Origin of the sequence: Deinococcus sp. YIM 134068, assembly GCF_036543075.1 — a bacterium.
GTDB classification, from domain to species: domain Bacteria; phylum Deinococcota; class Deinococci; order Deinococcales; family Deinococcaceae; genus Deinococcus; species Deinococcus lichenicola.
Genome location: NZ_JAZHPF010000013.1, coordinates 64,854 through 86,209 on the forward strand (window position 1 = coordinate 64,854; position 21,356 = coordinate 86,209).

Below are 21,356 nucleotides of genomic sequence, written 5' to 3' on the forward strand. Positions count from 1 at the left end.
ACGATGGAGGGCGTTCCTATCCAACTTGTGTCTCTACTTGATGACGGTGCCGGTGATGATGACGAGCAGTTGGGTCTGCGTGCGGTTGGTGGCCTGCTTCCCGAAGGCGGCACCGATGATGGGGAGGCTGCTCAGGAAGGGCACGCCGTCGTTCGTCTTCGATTCGGTCGTGCCGAGCAACCCGCTCATCAGCACGGTCTGGCCGCTCTTGAAGGTGATGCTGCTCTGGGCCTCGCTGTTGGTGAAGTTGAGCAGGTTGGGCACGGTGGTCGTGGGCAGGGTGCCCGCGATGTTGTTGACCTGCCCCCGCACACGCAGGCTCACGGTGCCGTCTGGCGCGACCTGCGGATCGAAGAAGTCGAGGTTGAGGCCGTAGTCGATCTGCCGGATGATGTTGCCACTGCTCGACGGGATGTTGATCTCCAGCCGCCCGCCGCTCTTGATGCTCGCCGCCGCGTTCGAGGAGGCGTTCTGGGCGCTCGTGCCCGTGCCCAGCGACCGCTGGCCGCTCTGCATGGTGAGGTTGCCGTCGTACACCCGCTTGGTGAGACCCTGATTCTCCAGCGCCGTCAGGGTGGGGAAGATGTTGAAGCCCACCAGGCTACGGGTCGGGTCGAACGACGCCCCCAGGCCGCCGCTGCCCACGCTCACGTTGAAGCCGCCGAAGCCCACCTTCCAGTCCATACCCAGGGTGCGCCCGGCGGTCTCGGTGATCTCCTGAATGCGGACCTGCACGTTGATCTGCGGCACGACCTGATCGAGCTGCGGCACGAGTTCGGCCACCTGCGAGACCTGCTGGGCCGTGCCCCGCACGATCAGCGTGTTCGTGCGCTTGTCGGCGATGATCGTCGCGGCGTTGCTGTTCTGGGGCGTCGGCTGAGCGCTGGGCTGGGCCTCCGGCTGCGCCCCGCCTGTGCCCGTCGTCGGCACGGTGACGGTGATCGCGTTGCCGTTCGCGTCGGTCGCGTTCACGGGCACGTTGGCGAGGGGCGGCTGCTGGGGCGTGACCTCGCGGGCGAGCGTGCCCTCCAGCGTCGCCTTGACCTCCTCGGCGCTGGCGTTCACGAGCTGGAAGACGCGCTGCACCGTCTGGGGTCCGGCCTGCGCGGGGGGAGCCGCGCGGTCCACCTGCGCCAGCAGGGCGAGCGCGGCGTCGAGCTGCGTCTGCGGCCCGCTGAGGATGAGTTGTCCGGTCTGGCCCACGGGCGTGACCTTGAGGCCGGAGTATTGCGAGGCGAGCAGGGCCGTCACGTCCGACTGCTGCCCCTTGACGGCGTAGATGCTCTGCGCGGTGGTGACGGCAGCCACGGGGCGGTCCACCTGCCCGAGCAGGGTCAGGGCCGCGTCGAGCTGGGCCTGTGGCCCGGTGAGGAGGAGTTGCCCCGTCTGCCCTACGGGCGTGACTTTGAGGGCGGGATACTGCGCGGTGAGGAGGGCCGTCACGTCCGCTTGCTGCCCCTTGACGGCGTAGACGCGCTGAACCTCGGTCGTCGTGACCGCGCGGGCCGCCGCTGGCTGAACGGCGACGATCTCGGAGAGCAGGCGCTCGACCTGGGCGACCTCCTGATTGGTGCCCCGGATGATGACGCTGTTGGAACTCGGCTCGGCGATGATCCGCATGGTGGGCGAGTCGAGGACGATCTCCTCACGTGAGGCTTCGGCGGTGTTCGCGCCCGTGCCGCCGCTCTGGCTGCTCCCGGCCTTCAGGCTCCCGAACGAGAGCTTGAGTTGCCGCTCCACGCGGGGGGCGTCCAGCGTGATCGGCAGCCGCACGATGCGCTGCACCGGCTTGGCGCTGACCCGCAGGACGGGCTTGCCGCCGATCCGCATGGTCTCGTAGCTCAGGCCGTAGATGTCGAGCACGAGCGGCCAGACCTCGTTGAACGGCTTGTTCACGAAGGAGTAGGTGACGCGTGAGGGGGCGGCGGTGGGCGTTGCGGCACCCTGCGCGGTCGCGGCGGACGCGTCGCCCTCGGTGCTGTGGGCGCGCAGCACGGCGTCCACGGAGGGTTCGAGGATGATCTCGTAGCCCGCGCTCTTCGCCAGCGCGAGGAACACGGAGGCGAGGTCGCTGCCCGCGCGGCGCAGGTCGAAGGTCACGTTCGCGCCCGAGAGCTGTGTGTCGGCGAGGCGGGCCAGGGGGGCCGGAGCGGGGGTGGAGGGCGTCTGCGCGGCGGCCATGCCGAGCGCGGCGGTCAGCAGGAGGGCGTATCTCTTCATGGCTCACCTTCGGTCGAGGAGTCGAGGTTCAGCAGGTGGGTTTCGGTGCCGAGCGCGAGGGTGGCACCCGTCGCGGTCACGTCCCTGACGGTCACGCTGGAGTCGGGGAGGGTCTGCCCGGCGGACACGACGAGGAAGCCGTCCTTCGAGCGCAGGATGGCGGTGTTGACCGGCCCGAGAACCCCGGCGTCGAAGGCGAGTTCACGCCGCCGCACGAGGTCCGCGAGGGGGCTGAGAGGGACTTCCGCCGCCGCGCCGTCCGCCCCCAGGTGCGTGATGGGCTGGGGCAGGGCGGGGGTGGGGGGAACCGGGGTGGCCGTGGCGGGGGCGGCGGGCGTCTCCACCGTGGCCCGCCGTCCCAGGAGGGCACCGAGGTCGAAGGTGCCGCCGGGCACCCGGACCCCCGCGACGGGAGGCCGCACCGGGGCGGGGGTGGGCACCGCCGCCGGGGTCGCCGGGGGCAGCGTCACGACCCGCGCGCCTGCGGGAGTGGGGGTGGGGAACGCGCCGCCGCTCACCGGGGCGGAGAGGACCTCCACCCGCACGCCCGTGCGCGGCAGCGGCGTCACGGCGGCCACGCTCACGGGCTTGCTGACGGGGGCTGCGTTGCGCTCCACCACGCTCACTGGGGGCCGCGTCAGGGTCACGGGGGTGGCGGTGACGGGGGCGGGCGGCACGAACGCGGGCGTGACTGGGGCCGGGGTCACGGCGGGGGGCGTCACCGGGGAGGTGGCCTGCGCCGTCTCGGGGGTGGCGCTCCCGTCCAATTCCACCGGGCGGAAGGGGTTACGGGAGGGCAGGGCGGCGAGCGGGGTGTCGGGGTTGATGCCGCCGGGCGCGGGTGTGGCGGGGGCCGGGGTCTCCTCCCCACCGGGCGCGGTGGCGGGGTCCTCCCCGAAGGCCGGGATGGAGGGCACCTCCACCTGCCCCTCGGGCTGGACGGTCACGCCGGGGGCGGCGGGGCCACCGTTCGCCGTGGGCGTGCCCTCGGGATCGGGGGCGTCCGTGCCCGCCGTCTGGTCCACCGTCTGCGCGAGGGCGTCGTCCGTCTGCCGACCACCCAGCCACATGTAACCGCCACCGACGAGGGCGACGAGCAGCAGCAGGATCAGCAGGACCTTCATCTCGCGCGAGAGCTTGAGGCCCTGGAGCTTCAAGTTCTCGGGGAGGCGGAGCGCGGGGCGGCTCACTGGGTGCCTCCCTGGGGGGCGGCGGGGGCGGCCTCGGGCGCGGCACCGGGGGCCTGGGGGGCGTTGGCCGCGTCCCCGGCGGCCTGCGTCTGGTCGTAGGTGTACACGGTGAGACTCAGCGTGCCCTCCAGGCTGGGGTCGAGGGCATCCGCCTGCGGGAGCTGCAGGCCCAGGCCGCCGACGGTCGTGAAGCGGTTTTGCGTCTCCAGCGACCGGAGCGCCCCGAACACCTCGGCGAAGCGCCCGCTCACACTCAGGTTGAGGTTGATGGGCCGCACGCCGCCCGGCAGCCCCGCGACGTTGCCGCCCTGCACGGCGAAGTCGGTGAGTTCGGCCCCCGAGGCGGTCACGTTGCGCCGCACCTCGTCGAGCACGGTGCCGAACTGCGCGGTGGCGGGGAGCGCCCGCAGGAACCTGTCCTCCTCCACCTGAAGTCGGGCGACCGCCTCACGCAGTTCGGGCAGCGCCCCCTGGGCAGCGCGGTACTGCTCGGCGCGGCTGCGGGTGGTCTCCACCTCGCCCTGAAGCAGCGTGATCTCCTGCTGGCGCGGCTGGAAGCGCATCATGTACCACATCCCGACCACCAGCGCGCAGCCGACCAGGACGAGGATGAAGACGAACCGGGGCGCGAGCTTGACCGAGGGCAGGCCGGGCGACGCGAGTTTGGTGGCGCTGAGCTTAGCGAACATCGTTTCCTCCCGACGGGGCCGCCGGGGCGGGGGTGCCTGTGGCTGTGCCTGTGCCGGGGGTCGCTGCATCAGGGGTCGTGCCCGCTGCCGGGGCCGCCTCCCCGACCAGGCCCACCGAGGCCGCGAAGGTGAAGCGGCCCGTCTCGCCGTCCTGCTGGAGGCTGCGGAAGTTGACCGCGAAATCTGGGTCGTTCTCGTACACGTTCAAGAAAGTCACCACCGCCTGCTGGCTGCGCGCCGTGCCGGCCAGCTCGATCTCGCGCACCACGTTCCTGCCCAGGTACACGCCGCCCCCCTGGAGGGAGGCCAGCGCCCCCGCGTCGAGGGATTTGACGGTCATGGAGGTCAGGGCCACGTCATTCCCCTTTGGCAGCCGCGCCGAGAAGGCCGCCACGTCGTTCGTCCAGTAGGTCTTGTTCTGGCGCAGCCCCTCGGCGGTGGCCGTCACGCCCTCCAGGGTGCGCCGGGTGGCCGTCAGGCGGTCGAACTCGCTCTTGGCGGCGGTGAGCGCGGCGATCTCCCCGTTCAGGCGGTCCTGCTCGGCGCGCAGCTCACCGATCTTCCCGGCGACCACGCGTTCGGGAAAGATCAGGGCGAGGCCCGTAAGGGCGGCGACGGCGACGCTGGCGTACTTCCAGACGTTCGGCTCGCTGCGCTTGCGCTCCTGAACGGGGAGGAGGTTGAGTTCAACCACGGGACACCCCCCTCAGCGCCAGCCCCAGCGGCACGGTGAACTCGGCGGCGTGGGTCTGGAGGTAGCCGCTGTCGGTGTTCGCGCCGTCGGTCTGCACCGCGAGCCAGGGGCTGGCGACCTCCACCCGGAAGCCCAGCGCGTCGCCGATGGCGGCGGCCAGCCCGCGCAACTTGGCCCCGCCCCCGGCGAGGAGCGTCCGGTCGATCACCACGTCGCCCGACTGCACCCGGTAGAACTCCAGCGATCTGCGTATCTCGGTGATCAGGTCGCCCAGCACCGGGCGCACGACCTCGAACACGCGCGCCGGGGAGTACTGCTCCCGCGAGAGGTCGAAGTTGAGCAGGTCCTCCTCGTCCTCGGTGGGGGTGGTGGCGGTCGCGTAGCCGAGCTTCACGTCCTCGGCGGCGGTGAAGTCGAGGTCGAAGGCCTTTTGCAGCGCGGTCGTGAAGTCGTCCGCCGACACGCCGATGTTGCGCGCCATCAGCACCCGCTCGCCGCGCACGAGGCTGATGACGCTGCTGCTCGCGCCGATCTCCAGCACGAGGCCGACCTCGCCCGCGCCGACCAGCCCGCCCGTCGTCGTGCCGCCCTCGGTGTTCTCCACCGTGAGATGCGCGCCCAGCAGGTTGCCGCGCAGGGCACGCAGCGCCGCGAAGCTCTTGAGGTCCACCACCGTGGGTTCCAGCCCCGCCAGCCGCAGCACCTCGACCTGCCGCAAGATGGCCTCGGTGGGGGCCGCCGCGATGACGACCTCCATCTGCCCGTCCTCCGGGATGGCCGCCGGGTCGTCCAGCAGGTCGAAGTCGAGGCACACCTCGTCGATGGGATAGGGGATGTACCGCTCGGCCTCCCACTTGATCGCTTCCTGAAGGTCCTTGCGCTCCATGCGCGGCACCATGATGTTGCGCGTGACGACGGCCTGGTTGGGGACCGCCGTCACCGCGTACTTGTATTTCCCCGTCATGCGGTGTTCGGCGAGGAGCGCCCTCAGTTCCTGCGCGACCGCCTGCGGCTCCACCACGAGACCGTCGCGCATGGAGCCGATGGGCGTGGGCACCATCACCGCGTGTTGCAGGGTCGGGGGGGAGCCGGGGCGCAGCGCGACCACCTTGATGGCGCTCGTGCCGATCTCCACCCCGATGGCCGCCGGGCGCGGATTGAGTAGGCGTTGTAAGAAGCTCGTCATTCTCCCTCCTGGGTGCGAGACAGGCTTTAACGTCCCCTCACGCGCGGGCCGCCCGCGACGGGCGCGGGGGGGCGGCAGAAGGGTGAAGATGGGCGGGGGCAGGGGTGCATAACCAACCTATGCAACCACCCGCCCACTTACGAGACTCTGACACCTGTTCGCGCCCACCGCGTTTTTTCACGAGTCGGAGCGGGGGTTTTCCTGTTTGACCGTGCGGCTCGCCCGCCGCCGCGTGGTGCCCCCGAAGGATGAAGGGTCGGGCGGGACAGCGTTCGCCTCCTCCTCATCGGGAGGAGAAGCCCTCACTCCGTCTTGAATGTTGTTGTGACTCAAGGACCGGGCGGAGGGGGTACTTTCGTCGTTCGGCAGGAGGGCGAGCGTGGCTCGTTGCCCCCTCCCCGACCCTCCCCCACAAACGCTTAATGTGAATTGCACATCGGGAAGTTGAGGCGTTTCCGCCGTCTGGCAGAAGGACGAGCGCTGCTCGTCACCCCTCTCCCCAGCCCTCTCCCGCAAGGGGAGCGGGAGAATAAAGCACGTCTGGGACGTTCACGTCCTACTCCGTCCCAAGCGTTCAGGGGGAAAACCAGCGTCGAGGGAAGAAAAGATGCTCCAGTCTCGGCCCTCACCGACTCAGCGGCGTCAGATTCACGTCGAAGACCCGCACCGTGCCTCCCGGCGAGACCGTGACGACCTCGGTGCCGACGAGGCCCACCCGCCCCGGCCCGTGGGGCACGCTCGCCAGCACCCGGCCCGTCGCGTCCACCCGTTCGAGGGCCGTGCCCGTCAGGCGGTAGGTGCCCGCCCCCGTGACGACGCCCGGCGTGTCCGCCGTCGTGACGCCCGTAGGTGTGACTCGCAAGGCGGGCCTAGGTGCGCGGTCCACGATCACCCCGTCCTCCACTCGGCGCAGCGTTCCGGCGAGGAGCGCGTAGTCCTGCCCGTCGCCGCCCGTCGCCACCGCTGTCGGCGTGCCCGCCACCCCCGTTGCCGCCGCCCCCGCGAAGGTCACGGCGCTGCCGTCCTCCCGGTAGGCGCGCGTGTTCGACAGGGCCACGACCCGCCCCGCCGTCACCGACCGCGCCGCCCGGTCGAGCGTGACGAGCAGGCCCGCACCCGGCACCGCCGCCCAGGCGTCCCCACCGTTCCACGCGACCGCGACCACCGAGGGCAGCGCCGGGCACAGGGCACGGTACGAGGGGGCACGCGCGACGCAGGCCCGCCCGCCATCCACCCACGTCGCGCCGTCCTCGCTGAAGGCGGCGTCGAAGCTCGGCGCGCGGGTCGTGGCCGTGGGCGCGCAGGCGAGGAGAGACAGGGTACAGAGGGACAGGGGCAGAAGACGGCGCATGGGTGGATTGTTTCGCCCACCTCGCTGAGAAAGGCGAGGGTGGACGTTACATCTCCCCGGTGGCCCGCTCCCGCAGCAACGCCACCACCACGTCCAGCCCCACGCCCTCCCCGGCCCGTTTCTCGGGAGTCCAACTGATGCCCCGGCTCGCCTTCACGAGCACCACGTCCCCGCCCCGCACCTCGGCGAGGAGGTCGGTCAGGAGGTCGGGGACGGTTCGGAAGGCCCGCTCGCCCAGTTCCGAGGCGAACAGGCCCACCCCGTAGGTGAGGTCGGCCCGTCTCCGTGCGTGGGCACCGACCTCCGCGTGGAGTTCGCGCTCCGTCTCCCCGAGTTCGAGCATCCGCCCCAGCACGCTGATGCGGCGGCCCGGAAAGGTGGCGAGGGCGTCCAGCGCGGCAGTCACGGCGAGCGGCGAGGCGTTGTAGGCATCGTCGATAACAGTGAGGCGACCGGGATGGACCCGGTAGCGTCCGCCCGGCACCCGCACTTCTGCGAGCTGTGCCGCCGCGTCCGGCAAGTCCAGTCCAGCCCCCTCCGCGAGCGCCAGCCCCAGCACCGCCGCCTCCGCCTGCACCCGCGAGGCGAGGGGGAGCCACACGGGCACGCCCCGGAAGGTGAAGTGCGCTCCTTCCGGCGTCACCTCCAGTTCCTCCCCCACATAGGTCACGCCCTCACCGAAGCCGTAGGTCTCCACTCTGGGGTAGAAGGGGGCCGCCTGCGTCCCGACCAGCCCGCGCACCCCCCGCAGGATCACGCCCTTCTCGCGCGCCACGCCCTCCACGCTGCCGAGCGCCTCCAGGTGCGCCGCGCCCACGCTCGTCACCACGCCCACGTCAGGCCGCACGAGGTCCACCAATTCCGCCATCTCGCCCACCCGGTCGATGCCCATCTCCACGACGAGCGGACGATCACTCCCCCCGAACTGGGTCAGGAAGCAGGCGATGGCGGGCAGGGTGTTGTAGACGGGCATGAAGTGGGCATCCAGCGCCGCCGCCGCGTAACTCTTGGCGGTCGTCTTGCCCACGCTGCCCGTGATGCCGACGACGAGGGGGTTCCTGGCCCGCTCCGCCCGCGCCCAGGCGAACAGGGCCTCCCGTGCGCCGGGCACCCGCACCGCCCGCTCCACGTCGAGGTCGGTGAGGACGAAGGGGGCACCCGCCGCGAGCGCCGCCTCCACGAACCGGTTGCCGTGCATCCGCTCCCCCGGCAGCGCCACGAACGCCACCTCCGGCGACGCCTCACGTGAGTCCCACGTCAGGCGCACGGCGGGGCGGGCCTGCGGGTGAACGGCGGCGGTGAAAGGGAGGGAGGCGTGCGGATCGAGCATGGGGCCGAGGATAATCCGTAGCCTGTGAGTCATGACGGACCACCACCTCGGCACAGGTTCCATTCACACCGTCTGGGACCGCGACCTGACGCCCGCCCTGAGCGTTCGCCCCGGTGACACCGTGACGTTCGGGACGCTGGACGCCTCCGACGGCGGAGTGGCCCGGCGGGTGGTAGCGGGGGAGTTGACGGCACCTGCCGAACTGACCGACCTCATCTCCGCCGACGCCTTCCCGGCGAGAGAGGGACCACGCGGGCACCCCCTGACCGGCCCCGTCTTCGTGGAGGGCATAGAGCCGGGCGACGCGCTGATCGTGGACATTCTGGAGGTGCGGACCGCCGCCTGGGGCTGGACCGGCTGCCGCCCGAATGGAATTGGCCTGCTCGACGCCGCGCTCGCCGAGGAGGGCCTGCAACCGTACACTCACCTGTGGGACCTGCGGGCGGGCACCCACGCCAGCTTCCGCCCCGGCATCCGCGTCCCGCTCGCGCCCTTTCCCGGCGTGCTTGGGGTAGCACCCGCCGAACCCGGCCCACACCCGACGGCCCCGCCTCGTCAGGTCGGCGGCAACATGGACATCCGGCAACTCGTGGCGGGCAGCACCCTGTACCTGCCCGTCGAGGTGCCCGGCGCGCTCTTCTCGGTGGGCGATCTGCACGCGGCGCAGGGCGACGGCGAGTTGAGCGGCACCGGAATCGAGTGCGCCGGGTCGGTCACGCTGCGCTTTGGGGTGGAGCGCGGCGCGGGCCTGACCACGCCGGAGTTCGTCACGCCCACCCACGGCGGCACGAGTCGGCGCTGGCACGCCACGACCGGCCACCATCCCAACCTGATGACGGCGGCCCGAATTGCCCTGCGCCCCCTCCTGCGCCGTCTTCAGGCACGCGGCCTGAGCCTGGAGGACGCCTACATCCTGTCGAGCGTGTGCGTGGACCTCAAGATCAGTCAGGTCGTGGACGCGCCCAACTACACGGTGAGCGCGTTTCTGCCGCTGGATGTGTTCGGGGAGGGGTGAACGGAACTTTTGCGTTGAGCTTGAGAGGTGTCCTTCAACGGAAGCGGGGCGGCTCATCTCTTCAGGGTCACGCCGCCCGGCCCGGAGGAGCAGACCGCATTCCACCAAACCTTCCGGTCCTCCGTCCACACATGCACGAGCAACTCGCGGGTTTTGCGAACCCTGTACAGGGGGACGTTCCTGACTTCCTCCCTGCCCGAGCCTCTTCCCTCCGAGCGTGGTGCCGACACCAGATAGACCACATGGGGATCACGTAGCCCGGCGAGGGCAGGGGCAACCAGCGGCTCACAACGGCGTTGAAGTTGCGCTGGAGCCACGCCCCACGAGTCGTGCCAGACGGCCAGAGCGGGCACGATCCACATGGTCCCCAGCAGGTACATCGCCCAGCATCCTGGGTTTATCGCTGGTGGCTTGCGAGGCGGTGGCCGGGACATCGGGTCAAGGTACAGCCTCCGTTCTTACAAATGAAAAGCGGCAGAGGACGTTCCCCTGCCGTTCTGTCTCCCGATACGTTCCCCCTACACCTCCCCCCGCGCGAAGCCCGCCATCACGCCCGGAGCCGCGCTGTCGAAGCCCACCACGTCGAGCATGTCGGCCCGGTCGGGGTCGGCGATGGTGAAGCCGGTCGCCGTCAGGCCCACCACGATCAGGCGTGCGGGCAGACCCGTCTTCTGGCGGTAGCGGTCCAGCGCCACGGTCGGGTGGACCCCGCCCGCCCACGTCTCGTTGTCGGTGTACACCACGAAGGTCTCCACCTTCACCCCCTGTCGCGCGGCCCACAGCATCGGCTGGGCGCAGTCGGTCGCGCCGAAGCTTGCGGCCTGGGCCTTCCGCATCGCCCCTTCCAGCGTGTCCTTCGGGGTGAGGCCGAGCCTGCGGAACTCGCTGGCAAAGCCCATCGTCAGCGCGTCCGGCTCGGTCCGCAGGGCGACGAGGCTCATCGCGGCGGCGGCCATGTTCGGCGTCAGGCCGGGCGTTCCGGCGACCGTGCCGCAGGTCATGCTGCCGCTCACGTCGAGCGCGAGCAGGTGCCGCGTTCCGGCGGGCCGCACATTCCCGAAGGCCGTGTGGAAGGCGTCCTCCAGCGCGTCCACCACGCGGGGTACGGGGACCCACTCGCCGCCGCCCCTCACGCCGCGCCCCTGGCCGTACACGAGGCGGGCTTTCAGCACGTCGAGGGGGTGGATGCGGCCCCGCTTCAGGTTCTCCGCGTCCGTCACGCGCTCGATGACGGCCCGCGCTACCTCGCGGTCGTTCACGCTCAGCACGCCCACGCGCCCGAGGTTGCCGAGGTTGCGGAGCAGCCACGTCAGGCCGTTCGTCGCAAACGCCGCGCGGTAGACCTCGGCCCCGCGCAGGTGGGTGGGCACCGCCTCGATGGGTAGGCCGTACTCGCGCATCAGCCGCGCCGCCTCGCCGTCCGTGGTCGCCCCCAGCGCGAGGAGGTGGCCCTCGATCACACGCAGGGCAGGGTCGGTCGCGCCCTCCAGCAGGCCGCTCACCATAAACTTCAGCACCGCGTTGCGGGCCTCGTCCGTGGTCCTGGGGTGCGCGAGGCGCAGGGCGTCACGCTGGCTCCAGCCGTCGCGGGCCTTGTACTTCACGGCCCACAGCGCCAGGCGATCCAGCGGCACGTCCTCGTACACGCGCGCCACGCCCCGGCGGGTCAGGCGACCCCAGCCGCCGAGCGCGTCCGCAAAGGCCAGGAAGTGCAGCAGCATCGTGCCCGTGCGCGCCACCTCGGGCAGCGCGGCCCACGCCGCCTGACGGTCGGCCACGTTCGGGGCCGTCTTGGCGATCAGCGCTAGCACGAGCAGCGCGGGGTCCGCCTTCGGCGCATGGTTGCCCCGCACCACATCCAGCGTCACGCGCAGGGCGGTGGCCGCGTCGCGCGTCACGAACTCGCGCACGAAGTCGGTGGCCTGGACGGTGTGCGCCCGCTCGCCCGCGTAGAAGGTGCCGCCGCCTACGCCCAGCACGAGGAAGCGCGTCAGCCGCCCCTCGTCGGGGAGGGCGTACACGTATCCGCCCGCGTTGTTGGGAACCTGCCGCGTGTCCAGACGCTCGGTCTGCTTGCGGCTCTTGGGGTTGATCACGTTCAGGAGGTTCTTCATGGCTTCGGCCCTCCTTTCAAGGGGCACAGTCAAGGGGGCGAGGGGCGCTGAACTCGCCAGCGGCGACCGGGCACCGAAGAAGGTGCCGAGTGGTGAACTGGGCAGGAATCGAACCTGCGACCTGCTGGGCTTCAACCAGCCGCTCTGCGCGTCTGAGCTACCAATTCACGTGGTGGGAACGGGCGGGATTCGAACCCGCGACCTCTCGATCCGAAGTCGATAAGCCTGGACCTTCGGCCCGCCTCTTCCGTAGAACAGGGGGCAAGGGGTGGTCAGGCAAAGTGCTCTGTCCGCTGAGCTACCGTTCCCATAGGTTGAAGAGCAGTTCGTTAGAGTGATGACGGACGACGAAGAAAGAGCCTGTGCTGAAATGCCGCCTTTCCGTTGCAAGACGAGTCGTCCACGCTCCGGGCCGGGCAGGTCCGTCAGGGCAGAACGTAGCGGGCTACCGCAGGCGTGCCCTGAGAAGCCAACTGGTTCGTCAGTTGGTGTGTAACAGACCGGCGCGACTCGCTCTCGTCGCCGCCAGAGCGTCGGAGGTTCATCGCCTCCGACGTGATGTTGTGGGGTGGGTGTTTGGAGTCGAACCAAGTTCACCGAGAACCCTCGCGCGTCGGCCCGCCGATGTAGTCGGGGACAAGGGATACGGAGGGGTTGAACACCCACCATGAGGGGTCGGGAAAGATGACTCTCTCGCTTCGGCCCGGAGCCGGGCGAGGGGGAGGCCACGGAGATGTGCGCGGGGCACAATTCCTCCGGCGTGGTGAAATAACTGTGACCAGTCGGCCCTGAGCGTGTGCGGCGTGGTCCTCGAAAGGAAAGACCGGGCGAGTGGGTGACGCTGGGAGTTCTTTTGCAGAGAACCCAGCGTCTCCGGCCCGGTCGGCGAAGCTTGGCGCGGGACGCCTCGCCTCACCTGGGGCAGAGTCTAGGGGCACGGCGGGGCAGAGGATATTGGCTGCATGGCGCAGGGGGGGAGTAGGCCGAAAGGCGCAGAGGGCAGAGAGCAAAAGGCAGAAGGCCGGAGCATCCTTGCCCCGGCGCTCCACTTTCCCGATTTATTCGATGGTCACGAGGTAGTCGTACAGGTCCGGCCCGCCCGCGTGCGTCTCCACCTCGGCACCGGGGAACTCCGCGCCGATGCGCTCGGCCAGCGCCTGAAGGTCGCCTTGCGTCTTCTGCGGCCCGCCGAACACGGTGATGACCTCCTGATCGGTGTAGCCCCGGCGCAGCATCTCCAGCACGGACTCCTCGGGGGTGCCGCCCGACTGCACGAGTTCGTCGTCCTGCAACCCGATCACGTCGCCCTCGGCGATGTCGAGCGTGCGCCCGTCCCTCGTCGTGATGTTCGTCGTGCGGCTGGCGCGCGTGACCTCGAAGGTCGTGACGCGGGCGGCGGCGGCCTCCATTCCGGCCCTCAAACTTTCGGCGTCGGTGCCTTGCTGGAAGGCGAGGGCGGCCCCCATCCCCTGCCCCAGCGTGCGCGTGGGCACGACGACCGCGCGGCCCTCCATGAGTTCCATCGCCTTTTCGGCGGCCATCAGCACGTTCTTGTTGTTCGGCAGGATCAGGACCTTCTCGGCGCTCACCGACCGCACCGCGTCCACGATGTCCTGCACGCTGGGATTGGCCGTTTGCCCGCCCGAGACGATGCGCGCCCCCAGCGAGCGGAACAGCTTGACGAGGCCATAGCCGTTCGCCACCGCCACGAGGCCGGAGGGGGGCAACTCCTCCTCGGCGCGGGCGACCGCACCCGCCATGCCCAGAATCTCGGTGTGCTGCTCGGACATGTCCTCCACCTTCGTCCTGAGCATCTTGCCGTAGCGGCCCACCGTGGCGAGCAGTTCGTCCGGCTCGTTCGTGTGGATGTGGCCCTTGACGTAGCCCTCGGCCCCCACGACGAGCAGGCTGTCCCCGAAGGGAGAAACGAGGTCCCGAATCTCCTCGATGGGCTTGGTCGCCTCCGACATCAGGAACTCGGTGCAGTAGCCGAACTCCTCGGTCTCGAACTGCTCCTGCGCGTAGCCGGTGATCTCCGGCGCTTCCGGCAGCTCGTCGCCGCGCAGGGCCGCGAGCATCCCCTGCACGATGTACAGGTAGCCCTGCCCGCCCGAGTCGATCACGCCCGCCTGCTTCAAGGCCGGGAGCATCTCGGGCGTCTGGTCCAGCAACCGCTGCCCGCCGAAGAGTGCCCCCTCCAGCACGGCGTCCACCGTCTCGGCGTCGCGCGGTCCCTCGGCCCCGTCCGCCACGCCGCGCGCCACGGTGAGGATGGTGCCCTCGACGGGCTTCATGACGGCCCCGTATCCGGCTTTCTGCGCCGCACGGAAGGCCGCCGCGAGCGTGCCCGCGTCCACCGCCTGCCTCTCGCGCACGACCTCCGCGAAGCCCTTGAGCAGTTGCGAGAGGATGACCCCGGAGTTGCCGCGCGCCCCCAGCAGCGCCCCGTAAGAAATGGCGCGGGCGACCGACGCCATCTGCGTCTCGTCGCAGGTGTCGAGTTCGCGCCGCACCGACTGCATGGTGAGGTGCATGTTCGTGCCCGTGTCGCCGTCGGGGACCGGGTAGACGTTCAGGGCGTTGACCTGCTCGCGGTACACGCCCAGCCAGTCGGTCGCCACCCGCAGCATCCGCGCGAGGTCGGCGGGCTTAAGGCTCGTGGTGTGCCCATTCTGAGGAGACTCAGGCACGCTGCACCCCCACCGCATGAACCCGCGTCGCCCCGAGCGTGATGCCCGCCTGGGTGCGGACGGTGTGCTCCACCCGCTCCACGATGTTGCGCGCGACCGTGGGGATGCTCACTCCGTAGGCGACCACCACGTACAGGTCGGCGTGGTAGGCGCTTCCCTCGCGGGCGATCACCACCCCCTCGCGGGCGTTGGCGCGGCCCAGCACGCGTGAGATGCCCTCCTTGAGGGTGGCGGGGGCCATGCCGACGACGCCCGGAATCTCGTGCGCCGTCAGGCCGATAAGCGAGGCGAGCGCCGCCTCGGTGATAGTGATGGTGCCGGTCACAGTGGGGGGCAGTATACGCGAGCGTGGGGAGGCTTCTTCTCAACTGACGAGGAGAGTCGTTCGCCGCCGCATGGGGTCTCCAGCTTCCCCCCGTCCAACCCCCATCCCCGAGAGGAGGGAGACGAACTCAACAGTTGTTGTGTATAGTTTTTCACATACGGAGGAAGCTGTGGAAAAACCGGTTGGAGAAAAACGTGGCTTTTCCCACGACTCTCGTCTGGACAGGCATTCTCGGGGGCTACTTGGGCCAGACGGAAGTGCCGTTCATCCGGCGGAGGCGGGGGAGTGGAGCGTCCGCACGCGCACCTCCGCCGTCGACGACCGACTCAGGCTCGGCGTTCAATTCTCCATCGACCGGCTCGCCACCCTTCTCTACGGGGTCGTCGCCGTGCTGTTGTGTGCCAGCCTGGTCTTCGAGTTTGCCGTCTACTTCTCCCCGGACCTTCCAGCGGGGACCCTGCTTCACAATTCGACTACCCTGAACGGTGAGGGCAACATTCCTGCCCTCTTCTCGGTAGTTATGCTCCTTGTGTGCGGCTGTGTGACGTTTCTCGTCGCGCGGCTGGGAGGCCGTTCCGCCCATTCCTCCTCCGGGCCGAGGTACTGGGGGCTACTCAGCGCCGTTCTCTTCCTGATGGCGGCGGACGAGTGGTTGCAGCTCCACGAAACCGTGGGCGGGGTGCTGGGAAGAGTGTTGAACCTCTTCGACGTGTATGCCTGGGTTATTCCCGGCACACTCCTGGTGCTCCTGTTCGCGGTCTACTTCCGCAACTTCGTGAATGGTCTGCCCGCTCCTACCCGGCGCTCCCTCTGTCTGGCCTTTTTCCTGTTCGTCGGCGGTGCCGTCGGCCTCGAAGTCGGCGAGGCCCTGGGCTTTCTCCTCACCGGTCATCACGGGATTCTGGACATCCTCCTCACGAGCAGTCAGGAGGTTCTGGAGATGCTGGGCGCGGTGATCCTCCTGCGGACCCTGCTGCTGTACGTGAGGGACTTCCTCGGCTTTTCGCGCACGCAACTGATGGTGGAGTTCAGCCGCTAGGTCGGCCTTCCCAAGCCGACGCCACACGCTTCCCGCTCTATAGGGAAGGCGCGGACCACGAGTGGAATCCGCGCCTTGCTGATCGGCTGTTTGACAGCCCACCCTCATCGGGAAAACAGGGGAGTCGCACGCTTTGGGCCTCCACCAGCCAGTGAAGGCCCAGGTTCAGGTCGCCGGGTCGAGCTGCCCCCGCACCAGCAGCCGCACGCGCTGGCCGACCCGCTTGTACAGGGGCGGGGCGTAGTGGGCGCGGAAGTCGCGGGTCGCCTCCTCGCTGCCGACATCGTGGCCGTACTTCTCGGTCAGGAAGTAGCGGTGGTCCATGATCCACAGGTAGAGGTCGGCCTCGGTGCGGCCCGGAAAGCGGGCCATCACGTCGTGCCCCTCGATGTTCTGAACGACGCGCAGGTACAGGCGGCGGTACCAGCTCTCGACCGCCTCCTCCCACGTGACGGGGGGCAGCCCCGCGCGTTCCGGCTTGCGGTCGAGGAAGTACTGCCGGGTGCGGATGTGTTCCAGCAGGCGGTCGTAGCGGCCCGGCCTCGTGAAGAGGATCGGTCGGTGGCCGGGCACCACTTTGTCAAGGTTCGTCTCGTGCAGGAAGCGGGCATACTCGCCCTTGACGATCAGGTCGCGCAGGCTGTCGTGCTCGTCGGGTGGCACGGTCACGTTCAACTCGATGACGTAGGCGTCGATGTACTTCTGGCCCTGGCGACGGGCCACCGAGACGCGGTGGTTGCCGTCCTTGACGAAGTACAGGTCGCCCACCTTGTACACCTGGATGGGCGGCAGCTCCTTGCCCTGGAGCTGGGCACTCCGGACGCCGATCCAGCGTTCGTCGAGGTGCCTTTCCTTCGGCAGGTAGTGGCGGTCGAATTCGCGGTACCGGTCCACGGAACCGATGATCTGTTCGAGGGAAATGGTCTGAAGGCCGAGGGTATGTTCTCCCTGCGGCGCGAGGTGGCGTACCCAGTCGAAGGGCAGCAGTTCGTTCGGTTCGCGCCGCAGGATCGCCAGCAGGTCGCGCACGTCGCTCAGAAAGCGGGCGCGTTCCACCTCGTGTCTGGCCTGGTCGGTTGCTCGCATGCGGGGTCTCCTCGGTACCGTGAGGCACCTGGACCGGGGCGCATGGACACGGGGAGAGAGAAGTCGCCCCGATCTTGGTGTACATGGTACACCTATTCCTCTTACGGCTTCCTGACAGCGGTCCGGCGGGCCTTGAGGGTCGGTTGGGGAGGCGCTCATGGAGGTGTAGCGGCTTTCTTCACAAAGCGCGAAAAGGTGGGCGTTCCTCTACCGTCACCGTACCGCTGGGCCGTTCAATGCGCCCATGCTCGGCAAGTTCTTCAAGAAGCCCGCAGACGACATGGGCGGACGGGTGCCGCCCGGCCAGACGCTGACGACCCGCTTTCCCGTCCTGACCTACGGCCCGACCCAGCAGTACGCGCCGGAGGAGGTGGTGGTGCGGGTCTTCGGGCTGGCGGAGGAGAGGACCTTCACCTGGGCCGACCTGCTCGCCCTGCCGCAGACGACGCTGACGTACGACATCCACTGCGTCACCCACTGGAGCAAGCTGGGCACGACGTGGACGGGCGTGCGCGTCACCGACCTCATGGCGCATCTCCAGCTCCTGCCCGGAGCCACCCACGTCATGCAGCACAGCGTCGGCGGGTACACGACGAACCTCAGTTTGGACGATTTCACCCGCCCTGAGAACCTGCTCGCCCACACCTTCGACGGACAGCCGCTCGACGCGGAGCACGGCGGCCCGCTGCGGCTGGTGGTCCCCCACCTGTACTTCTGGAAGAGCGCGAAGTGGCTCACCGGGCTGGAGTTCATGGCCGCCGACAGGCCGGGCTTCTGGGAGCGCAACGGGTATCACATGCGGGGCGATCCCTTCAAGGAGGAGCGGTACGACGACGACTGAGGATGGGCGGCCAGCTTCCAGCGGCCAGCCGCCAGCGGGCGAGGATTACCTCGTCCCGGACGTGCTGCAACCGGGGCTGACGCTCGTACTTGTCGGCACGGCACCAAGCCGCATCAGTGCGCGGGCGCGGGCTTATTATGCCAACCCGGAGAACAAGTTCTGGCGGGTCCTTGCCGAAGTCGGGCTGACGCCGAGACAACTCGCCCCGCGCGAGTACGCCACCCTCCCTCAGTACGGCATCGGCCTGACGGACGTGGCGAAGCGGCATAGCGGCGTGGACTCCGCCCTGCCCACAGAGGCGTGGGCACCGGACGAACTGCGCGCCAAGCTCCGGCACCACCAGCCGGCCATTGTCGCCTTCACCTCCAAGCGCGGTGCCTCCGAAACGCTGGGGCTGCCGACGGGCAAGCTCCCCTACGGCCCTCAACTCCTGCCGCTGGAGGGCACTGAGGTCTGGGTGCTGCCGTCCACGAGTCCGCTCGGGCACAACCACTTCCAGCTCGGGCCGTGGCAGGCGCTCGCGGACCGGGTGAGGGAAGTGCGCGGGGAAAGGGAAATGGGAACGTGAGGGGCGCGGGAACCAGCCCGGCGTTCGTCGCGTACCCTGGGGAATCATGCCCTCCGTGGACCCCATGACCGTCCTCAGCGCCGCCCGCACCGGCTCGCGGGTGGTGCGGTATCTGATTCGCCCGGCGCGTCGCCTGTCCGCCCGTTCCCGCGACGCCTGGGAACGCGACCCGTGGCTGCCGCCGTCCAGTGGGCCGACGCAGAGCCTCCGGCGTGGGGTAAGCGTGGTGCGGCGGGCGGTCGGCCTCGTCGTGCTGCTCGCGCTGGGTGTGCTGGGGGCGCTCCTGCTCGGGCCGCTGCTGCTGCTCCTCGGCTTCGGCACCGCGTTCGGGAGCGATGTGGCGGGTTGGCTCCTCGCCTTCACGCTGCTGCTCGTCACCCTGGGCGCGGTGTGGACGGCACGGCGGGCGGCCCTGCTGATCCGGGCGCGCGAGGAGGACCATACCGACCTCGTGACGCTGGAGGAGCCGAGAGCGGTGGGCGCTTCGAGGAACAACGATGAAGCGGGTCTGCTCGCCCTTCTGCGCGGCGGCGAACGTGTCCTGCCCGTGCCCACCCGCACCGCGCTCCGGGCCACCGTACTCGCCACCCGCGACGCCCTGCGGCTGACGGCGGGCGACCTCTCGCTGGGCCGCGACGCCTACGACGCCCGGCAGGCCGCCCGAGAGGACCTTCCCGACCTGTTGCGGACCTACCGCGCCGCTCCCCGCACGCCCGAAGCCGACCGCCTGATGCTGGAGCAACTCGCCCTCATGGAGCGCCGCATGGGCGAGATCGTCCGCGAGCGGCAGGGCGCGCGGACCCGCACGCTGGACGCTCAGCGCCGCTATCTGGAGAGCAAGTACGGGAAGGAGTGAGGAGAGAGTAGCCCCCTCTTCTCCCAACGACTAACCCCTAACCCCTCACAACTCCGTCCGCACCTGCCACAACTCGGGAAACAGCACCGTCTCCAGCGCCCGCCGCAGATACCCGGCCCCGCTCGTGCCCCCGCTGCCCGTCTTGAAGCCAATGGTGCGCTCCACCGTCGTCAGGTGGTTGTAGCGCCAGCGGCGGAAGTTGTCCTCCACGTCGAGCAGCTTCTCCGCGAGTTCGTATAGGTCCCAGTACCGCTCGGTGTCTCGGTAGACGGTGAGCCACGCCGCCAGAACTTCCGGGTGCGCGGTGGGCGGTTGCGTCCGGTCGCGGTTCAGCACCTCGTCGGGCACGGGCAGGCCGCGTGCGGCGAGCAGGCGCAGGGCGAGGTCATACACGCTGGGGGCCTGGAAGTCGGCTTCGAGCGGGCCGTGTACGTCCGGGCGGTGTGCGTGGGGGCGGAGCAGCGCGGCGTGACGATTGCCGAGCAGAAATTCCATCGTCCGGTAGTTGGCGGACTGGAAGCCCGAAGCCGCCCCGAACGCATCCCGGAATAGAAGGTAGTCGGCGGGAGTCATCGTCTTCAGGACCTCCCACGCCTGGGTCAGTTGCTCCTGGGCACGCACTACCCGGCTCAGGCCCTTGAGCGGCGCGTCGATCACTCCCTCTTCCAGATGCCGCATGGCCGCCCGCAATTCCACGTTGATGAGATGCAGCCACACCTCAGAGACGTGGTGGACGGCGATGAAGAGGTGTTCGTCGTGCGCGCCCGTGAGGGGTTGGTGGGCGCTGAGCAGCGTGTCCAGCCGCAGGTAGTCGCCGTAGGAGAGCGAGCGGGTGAAGTCGGTCTGGGCGCGTTCGGGAGAATCGGCGTCGGGTCGCTGGGTCATCTCAAGTCACCGCGTTTCTCTCGGCGTGGCGGGCGTCCTGCCAGCGGCCCTCGCGCATCACGGTTTCGAGGGTCTGGACGGCGTGCCACACGTCCTCGTGGCTGGTGTACAGGGGCGTGAAGCCGAAGCGCAGGATGTCCGGCGCGCGGAAGTCCCCGATCACCCCCGCCGTGATGAGGGCCTGCATGATCTCGTAGCCGTGCGGGTGGGCGAGGCTGACCTGACTGCCGCGCCGCTCGTCGTCCCCCGGCGTGACGAGCCGGAAGCCGTGGCGGGCACAGAGGGGCCGCATCAATTCAATGAAGATGCGGGTGAGGCTCAGCGACTTCTCGCGCACCTGCCCCATGTCCACGTCCTCGAAGACTTCCAGCGCGGCGTCGAGCGCACTCAGGCCCAGGATGCTCGGCGTGCCCGTCTGGTACTGCCGGATGCCCGACGCGCCCGCGTACCGCGACGTGAACTCGAAGGGCGAGGCGTGCCCCATCCACCCGCTCAGGACGTTGGGGGCGGAGGCGTGATGACGGCGGGCGACGTAGAGGAAGGCGGGCGCTCCCGGTCCCCCGTTCAGGTACTTGTACCCGCACCCCACCGCGAAGTCGGCCCCCGCCCCGTTCAGGTCCACCGGGAAGGCCCCCGCGCTGTGGGCGAGGTCCCAGAGGGTGAGTGCCCCGCGTTCCTGCGCCCGCCGCGTTACCGCCGGGAGGTCGTGCCGCTCGCCCGTCCGGTAGTCCACCTGCGTGAGCATCAGCACGGCGGTCTCGTCGTCCACCGCGTCCGCGACCCCGGCGGGGGAGACCAGCCGCAACTCCGCCCGCGCCTCCCCCAGCAACTCCGCCAGCCCCTGCGCGATGTACAGGTCGGTGGGGAAGTTGTCTTCCTCGGCCACGATCACGCGCCGCCGGGAGTCCTTCCTCGCGGCCAGATGGAGCGCCGCCGACAGCACTTTGAATAGATTCACGCTCGTGCTGTCGGCGGCAACTACTTCGTCCGCGTCCGCACCGATCAGCCGGGCGATGCGGGCACCCACGCGGGCGGGCAGATCGATCCAGCCGTGCTTGTTCCACGAGCGGATGAGGTCCACCCCCCACTCCTCGCGCACCACCTTCTCGACCCGTGCGGGCACGCGGGCGGGCAGCACGCCGAGGCTGTTGCCATCGAGGTAGATCACGCCGCCCGGAAGCAGGAACTCGGCGCGTTTGGAGGCCAGGGGGTCGCGGGTGTCCAGATCGCGGAGGGTGGGGAGGTCGGGTGGGGTCATGGGGGTAGGGTAGGGGAAA

The 21,356-nt window shown here is 69.7% G+C and carries 18 protein-coding genes and 2 tRNA genes; 5 read left to right on the forward strand and 15 right to left on the reverse strand.

The window, feature by feature from the left end; all coding sequences use genetic code 11:
- Positions 1-33: 33 nt before the first annotated feature.
- The 7 genes from V3W47_RS13135 to murF all read right to left on the reverse strand — a co-directional run bounded on the left by V3W47_RS13135 (position 34) and on the right by murF (position 8,660).
- Positions 34-2,220, reverse strand: coding sequence for a secretin N-terminal domain-containing protein (locus V3W47_RS13135; protein ID WP_331825672.1), 2,187 nt, complete (start codon positions 2,218-2,220; stop codon positions 34-36).
- Positions 2,217-3,410, reverse strand: coding sequence for a hypothetical protein (locus V3W47_RS13140; protein WP_331825673.1), 1,194 nt, complete (start codon positions 3,408-3,410; stop codon positions 2,217-2,219). The genes V3W47_RS13135 and V3W47_RS13140 overlap by 4 nt, the downstream gene beginning before the upstream one ends.
- Positions 3,407-4,099, reverse strand: a complete 693-nt coding sequence (locus V3W47_RS13145; protein ID WP_331825674.1) for a type IV pilus inner membrane component PilO — start codon at positions 4,097-4,099, stop codon at positions 3,407-3,409. The genes V3W47_RS13140 and V3W47_RS13145 overlap by 4 nt, the downstream gene beginning before the upstream one ends.
- Positions 4,089-4,793 carry a fimbrial assembly protein gene (locus tag V3W47_RS13150; RefSeq protein WP_331825675.1) on the reverse strand — a complete coding sequence of 235 codons (705 nt, stop codon included), beginning with the start codon at positions 4,791-4,793 and terminating at the stop codon, positions 4,089-4,091. Before V3W47_RS13150 ends, V3W47_RS13145 begins: the two co-directional genes overlap by 11 nt.
- Positions 4,786-5,979 (reverse strand): type IV pilus assembly protein PilM, encoded by a 1,194-nt coding sequence (pilM, locus tag V3W47_RS13155; RefSeq protein WP_331825676.1) that lies wholly within the window; start codon positions 5,977-5,979, stop codon positions 4,786-4,788. Before pilM ends, V3W47_RS13150 begins: the two co-directional genes overlap by 8 nt.
- 625 nt (positions 5,980-6,604) lie before the next feature.
- The gene (locus V3W47_RS13160) at positions 6,605-7,330 is read right to left on the reverse strand and encodes a hypothetical protein (RefSeq protein ID WP_331825677.1); all 726 of its coding nucleotides are present in this window, start codon (positions 7,328-7,330) and stop codon (positions 6,605-6,607) included.
- 46 nt (positions 7,331-7,376) lie between these two features.
- Entirely contained in the window at positions 7,377-8,660 is a 1,284-nt protein-coding gene (murF, locus tag V3W47_RS13165; protein ID WP_331825678.1) for a UDP-N-acetylmuramoyl-tripeptide--D-alanyl-D-alanine ligase, read from the reverse strand.
- 31 nt (positions 8,661-8,691) lie between these two features.
- On the opposite strand from murF, the gene V3W47_RS13170 reads away from it, so the two are divergent.
- Positions 8,692-9,675, forward strand: a complete 984-nt coding sequence (locus V3W47_RS13170) for an acetamidase/formamidase family protein (RefSeq protein WP_331825679.1) — start codon at positions 8,692-8,694, stop codon at positions 9,673-9,675.
- Between the two features lie 518 nt (positions 9,676-10,193).
- Here the strand turns inward: V3W47_RS13170 and rsr are convergent.
- From rsr to V3W47_RS13195, 5 genes are all read right to left on the reverse strand, one after another.
- On the reverse strand, positions 10,194-11,789 hold the full coding sequence (rsr, locus tag V3W47_RS13175) for an RNA-binding protein Rsr (protein WP_331825680.1): 1,596 nt from the start codon (positions 11,787-11,789) through the stop codon (positions 10,194-10,196).
- Between the two features lie 90 nt (positions 11,790-11,879).
- A tRNA-Phe gene (locus V3W47_RS13180) sits at positions 11,880-11,956 on the reverse strand.
- A 7-nt stretch (positions 11,957-11,963) separates the two neighbouring features.
- Positions 11,964-12,097, reverse strand: a tRNA-OTHER gene (locus V3W47_RS13185).
- 750 nt (positions 12,098-12,847) lie between these two features.
- Positions 12,848-14,419, reverse strand: coding sequence for a DAK2 domain-containing protein (locus tag V3W47_RS13190; RefSeq protein ID WP_331825707.1), 1,572 nt, complete (start codon positions 14,417-14,419; stop codon positions 12,848-12,850).
- A 52-nt stretch (positions 14,420-14,471) separates the two neighbouring features.
- Positions 14,472-14,804, reverse strand: a complete 333-nt coding sequence (locus V3W47_RS13195) for an Asp23/Gls24 family envelope stress response protein (protein ID WP_331825681.1) — start codon at positions 14,802-14,804, stop codon at positions 14,472-14,474.
- A 169-nt stretch (positions 14,805-14,973) separates the two neighbouring features.
- Here V3W47_RS13195 and V3W47_RS13200 point away from each other — a divergent pair, with 169 nt between their 5' ends.
- The gene (locus tag V3W47_RS13200) at positions 14,974-15,843 is read left to right on the forward strand and encodes a DUF8692 domain-containing protein (protein ID WP_331825682.1); all 870 of its coding nucleotides are present in this window, start codon (positions 14,974-14,976) and stop codon (positions 15,841-15,843) included.
- 165 nt (positions 15,844-16,008) lie between these two features.
- Here V3W47_RS13200 and V3W47_RS13205 read toward each other — a convergent pair whose 3' ends face one another.
- On the reverse strand, positions 16,009-16,929 hold the full coding sequence (locus V3W47_RS13205; protein ID WP_331825683.1) for a DUF4032 domain-containing protein: 921 nt from the start codon (positions 16,927-16,929) through the stop codon (positions 16,009-16,011).
- A gap of 244 nt (positions 16,930-17,173) precedes the next feature.
- Here V3W47_RS13205 and V3W47_RS13210 point away from each other — a divergent pair, with 244 nt between their 5' ends.
- The 3 genes from V3W47_RS13210 to V3W47_RS13220 all read left to right on the forward strand — a co-directional run bounded on the left by V3W47_RS13210 (position 17,174) and on the right by V3W47_RS13220 (position 19,194).
- A complete protein-coding gene (locus V3W47_RS13210; RefSeq protein WP_331825684.1) occupies positions 17,174-17,770 on the forward strand; it encodes a sulfite oxidase-like oxidoreductase in 597 nt (198 codons plus the stop codon).
- Positions 17,771-17,831: 61 nt separating this feature from the next.
- A complete protein-coding gene (locus tag V3W47_RS13215; RefSeq protein ID WP_331825685.1) occupies positions 17,832-18,338 on the forward strand; it encodes a mismatch-specific DNA-glycosylase in 507 nt (168 codons plus the stop codon).
- Between the two features lie 46 nt (positions 18,339-18,384).
- Positions 18,385-19,194, forward strand: coding sequence for a hypothetical protein (locus V3W47_RS13220; RefSeq protein WP_331825686.1), 810 nt, complete (start codon positions 18,385-18,387; stop codon positions 19,192-19,194).
- Positions 19,195-19,239: 45 nt separating this feature from the next.
- Here the strand turns inward: V3W47_RS13220 and V3W47_RS13225 are convergent, their stop codons facing one another.
- Both V3W47_RS13225 and kynU read right to left on the reverse strand, forming a co-directional pair.
- Positions 19,240-20,079 (reverse strand): tryptophan 2,3-dioxygenase, encoded by an 840-nt coding sequence (locus V3W47_RS13225; RefSeq protein ID WP_331825687.1) that lies wholly within the window; start codon positions 20,077-20,079, stop codon positions 19,240-19,242.
- 1 nt (position 20,080) lies between these two features.
- On the reverse strand, positions 20,081-21,337 hold the full coding sequence (kynU, locus tag V3W47_RS13230; protein WP_331825688.1) for a kynureninase: 1,257 nt from the start codon (positions 21,335-21,337) through the stop codon (positions 20,081-20,083).
- Positions 21,338-21,356 lie beyond the last annotated feature (19 nt).

Excerpts from the sequence above, each read along its gene's own strand:
- V3W47_RS13135 (WP_331825672.1), bottom strand. The coding sequence starts at position 2,220 with ATGAAGAGATACGCCCTCCTGCTGACCGCCGCGCTCGGCATGGCCGCC.
- V3W47_RS13145 (WP_331825674.1), bottom strand. The coding sequence starts at position 4,099 with ATGTTCGCTAAGCTCAGCGCCACCAAACTCGCGTCGCCCGGCCTGCCC.
- pilM (WP_331825676.1), bottom strand. The coding sequence starts at position 5,979 with ATGACGAGCTTCTTACAACGCCTACTCAATCCGCGCCCGGCGGCCATC.
- V3W47_RS13160 (WP_331825677.1), bottom strand. The coding sequence starts at position 7,330 with ATGCGCCGTCTTCTGCCCCTGTCCCTCTGTACCCTGTCTCTCCTCGCC.
- murF (WP_331825678.1), bottom strand. The coding sequence starts at position 8,660 with ATGCTCGATCCGCACGCCTCCCTCCCTTTCACCGCCGCCGTTCACCCG.
- V3W47_RS13170 (WP_331825679.1), top strand. The coding sequence starts at position 8,692 with ATGACGGACCACCACCTCGGCACAGGTTCCATTCACACCGTCTGGGAC.
- rsr (WP_331825680.1), bottom strand. The coding sequence starts at position 11,789 with ATGAAGAACCTCCTGAACGTGATCAACCCCAAGAGCCGCAAGCAGACC.
- V3W47_RS13190 (WP_331825707.1), bottom strand. The coding sequence starts at position 14,419 with ATGCTGCGGGTGGCGACCGACTGGCTGGGCGTGTACCGCGAGCAGGTC.
- V3W47_RS13205 (WP_331825683.1), bottom strand. The coding sequence starts at position 16,929 with ATGCGAGCAACCGACCAGGCCAGACACGAGGTGGAACGCGCCCGCTTT.
- V3W47_RS13210 (WP_331825684.1), top strand. The coding sequence starts at position 17,174 with ATGCTCGGCAAGTTCTTCAAGAAGCCCGCAGACGACATGGGCGGACGG.
- V3W47_RS13220 (WP_331825686.1), top strand. The coding sequence starts at position 18,385 with ATGCCCTCCGTGGACCCCATGACCGTCCTCAGCGCCGCCCGCACCGGC.
- V3W47_RS13225 (WP_331825687.1), bottom strand. The coding sequence starts at position 20,079 with ATGACCCAGCGACCCGACGCCGATTCTCCCGAACGCGCCCAGACCGAC.
- kynU (WP_331825688.1), bottom strand. The coding sequence starts at position 21,337 with ATGACCCCACCCGACCTCCCCACCCTCCGCGATCTGGACACCCGCGAC.